This window comes from Streptomyces sp. NH27 (genome assembly GCF_056859195.1).
Window position 1 is genome coordinate 1 of sequence record NZ_JACEGK010000708.1, and the last position, 3,111, is coordinate 3,111.

Here is a 3,111-nt window from a genome sequence, read left to right on the forward strand (position 1 = left end):
GGACAGCAGTGGGTGAGGCGCAGCCGGGCCAACTGGTCGGGGGGACCTCGCCGGCCGAGCACGGTACGACGCGGGGACCGCTGCCGGTGGAGGACACAGGGAAGGTCGCGGCGGCGCTCCGGGGTTGCCCGAGGTGGGGTCAATGCCCCGAGTGCTGCTGCACTGCCTGCTCGCGAAGGGCTTGGATGAGCGTCGTGACGTGGGGCCGGTCGCTACGGCTGATTGCGGCGACGCCGATGTGCCGGATCGGCCCCGGCGGTTTGATCGGGACGGCGCGTAGACCAGGGATCTCCGGGGCGAGCGCGATGGAGGGGATCAGGGAGATGCCGATGCCCGCGGCGACGAGTGAGCGGGCGAAGAAGTAGTCGGTGGTGGTGCCGCGCACTTGCGGGTCGAAGCCGGCACGCTGGGCGTAGCGGCGCAGGTATGCCTCGGTCTTCAGGCAGCCGAGCACCCAGGGCTCGGCTGCCAGCTGGGCCAGGTCGAGTACGTCGCTCCCGGCCAGCCGATGCCTTTCCGGCAGGACGACGTGCAGGGGGTCTTCCAGGAGTGGGGTCCACTCCAGGCCGGAGGTGGGGCCCGGCCAGGCGGGTAGCGGGCCGTCGAAGTGGTAGGCGAGTGCGAGGTCGACGGCGCCCTGGCGGACGAGCGGCAGGATGTCCTCGGGTTCGCCCTCCCTGATGTGGAGCACGGTGCGGGGATGGGCTGCCATGAGCCGGGTGAGAGCGGCGGGCAGCAGGATCCTGCCGCCGCTGGTGAAGGTGGCGACGGTGAGCTGGGCGCGCCCGGTGCTGAGCTGGTCGATCTGCTGCTTTGCGTGTTCGAGCTCGGCGGCGACAGATTCGGCGGCGCCGACCATGATCTGGCCGGCCGGGGTGAGGGTGACGCCGCGGGTGCTGCGGGCGACGACCCGGGCGCCGAGGCTGCGCTCCAGGGCGGCCACGTGCTGGGAGACGGCCGAGGGGGTGAGACGGAGGGCCGTGGCCGCCTGGTTGAAGCTGCCGTGCTCTGCCACCGCCCGCAGGACACGGAGCCGCTGCACGTCGATCAACAGTTCTCCTTAATACGCATCCAGTAAGTCGGTACTTCTACTGATGACGGTAGACGTCCAGGATCGGGGCATGCAAAAGATCTGCGTCATCGGCGGAAGCCGGTACTTCGGAAAGCTCCTGGTGAAGCGCCTGCGGGCGGCGGGTCATCAGGTCACTGTGATCAACCGTGGCTCCGCCCAGCCGCCCGCCGGTGTCGAGCATCTGGTCGTCGACCGTAACGACGAGGCCGCCCTCATCGCCGTGCTCGGCCGGCGGACCTTCGACGTGGTTGTCGATCAGGTCTGCTACACCCCCGTGCAGGCCGCTGTCGCCGCCCGCGTTTTCGCCGGCCGCACCCGGCGCTACGTCATGACCTCGACGATCGAGGTCTACGACCCGGTGACCGCCGCGCTGCCGACTGTCCCGCCGGGCACGCCGGTGCCGGAGGAGAGCGTGGACCCGGCCAGCTGGCTGGTGGCCATGGACCTGCCCTGGCACGACCACGCGTACCTGGAGGCGCACTACGCCGAGGGCAAGCGCCAGGCGGAGGCCGTCTTCACCCACGCCGGCAGCTTCGAGTTCGCCAGTGTGCGCAGCGCCCATGTGCTCGGCGGCGGTGCGCAGGAGTTCACCGGCCGGCTGGCGCACTACGCCGAGCGCATCGCCCGGGGCGATGAGATCACTGTGCACGCGAAGGCGCTGCCCACGGTCTTCATCCACTACGAGGAGCTGGCGGACCTGCTGATGTGGGCGACCACAGCCGACTTCACCGGTCCGGTCAACGCCTGTTCCGACGGCCCGCTCGACGTATACGACCTCGCCGCGATCATCGCCACACAGGTCGGCCGGGAGCCCGTCTACCGGACTGTCCCGTCGGGCGAGGAGGCTTCGCCGTTCTCCTTCGACCGCCACTACGCCATGAGCAACGCACACGCGAAGCAGCTGGGCTTTTCCTTCTCCCGCACCACCGACTGGCTGCCCGGCGCCGTTCTCGAAGCCCTCGACATCGAGCCGTCACCTGCCGCCTGAGAGGAGCAGAGCCATCATGCAGTACCGCACCATCGCCCATACCACCGTCAGCGCCATCGGCCTGGGTGCCATGCCGCTGTCCATCGAGCACCGCCCGGACGAGACGCGGGCCATCGCCACCATCCACGCAGCCCTCGACGCCGGCGTCACGCTCATCGACACCGCCGACAGCTACCACTGGCACGCCGACGAAGTGGGCCACAACGAACTGCTGATCGCCCGAGCCCTGGCCCGCTACGGCGGCGACACCTCCGACGTCCTGGTGGCCACGAAGGGCGGCCGCGGTCGGCCCGGCGACGGCAGCTGGACCGTCACCGCCACCCCGGAACATCTCAAGCGCGCCGCCGAAGCCTCCGCCAAGCGCCTGGGCGTCGACGCGATCGGCCTGTACCAGCTGCACAAGCCTGACCCGGCCGTGCCCTGGGCAGAGTCCGTCGGCGCGCTGTGCGAGCTGCTCGACGCCGGCACGATCCGCGCCGCCGGGATCTCCAACGTCACCACCGCCCAGATCCGCCAGGCGCATCAGATCCTGGGCAACCGACTCGTCTCCGTGCAGAACCAGTACTCCCCTGCCGTCCGCGACAGCGAGCCCGAGCTGCGGCTGAGTACACAGCTGGGCCTGGCCTTCCTACCCTGGAGCCCGTTGGGCGGCATCCGGCGCAGCTCCCTCGACGGCCCTTCCGGCCCCACCTCCGCCAGCACTGCCTTCCACCGCATTGCCGACGACCGCGGCGTCAGCGCCCAGCAGATCGCCCTGGCCTGGCTGCTCGCCCGCTCCCCGGCAGTGATTCCCGTACCGGGAGCCAGCCGACCGGCCTCCATCCGCGACTCGGCCAAGGCCACGGATCTCACACTGAGCATGGAAGAGCTGACGCAGCTTGAGGACGCTCTGCCGGGCTGAGGCGGGTCACGTCGCTCGCCGACCGTGACCGAGGACGGCCGGGACCTGGTGCGTGTCGCTGCATCGGCACCGGGTGGGCGGTTCGCCGGCTCGGTACGCCCGGTGGCTGTAGTCGTCGTGTTCCCAGTCGTGGTCCTGGTCGCCCTGGTG

At 70.4% G+C, this 3,111-nt stretch carries 3 protein-coding genes; 2 read left to right on the top strand and 1 reads right to left on the bottom strand.

Going from position 1 to position 3,111, the window contains the following annotated elements:
• Positions 1–139 precede the first annotated feature (139 nt).
• On the bottom strand, positions 140–1,051 hold the full coding sequence (locus tag AC13HU_RS34740; RefSeq protein WP_483045982.1) for a LysR family transcriptional regulator: 912 nt from the start codon (positions 1,049–1,051) through the stop codon (positions 140–142).
• A gap of 70 nt (positions 1,052–1,121) precedes the next feature.
• Here AC13HU_RS34740 and AC13HU_RS34745 point away from each other — a divergent pair, with 70 nt between their 5' ends.
• Positions 1,122–2,060 (top strand): NAD-dependent epimerase/dehydratase family protein, encoded by a 939-nt coding sequence (locus AC13HU_RS34745; RefSeq protein ID WP_483045983.1) that lies wholly within the window; start codon positions 1,122–1,124, stop codon positions 2,058–2,060.
• Between the two features lie 16 nt (positions 2,061–2,076).
• Positions 2,077–2,961, top strand: coding sequence for an aldo/keto reductase (locus AC13HU_RS34750; protein ID WP_483045984.1), 885 nt, complete (start codon positions 2,077–2,079; stop codon positions 2,959–2,961).
• Positions 2,962–3,111: the final 150 nt, after the last annotated feature.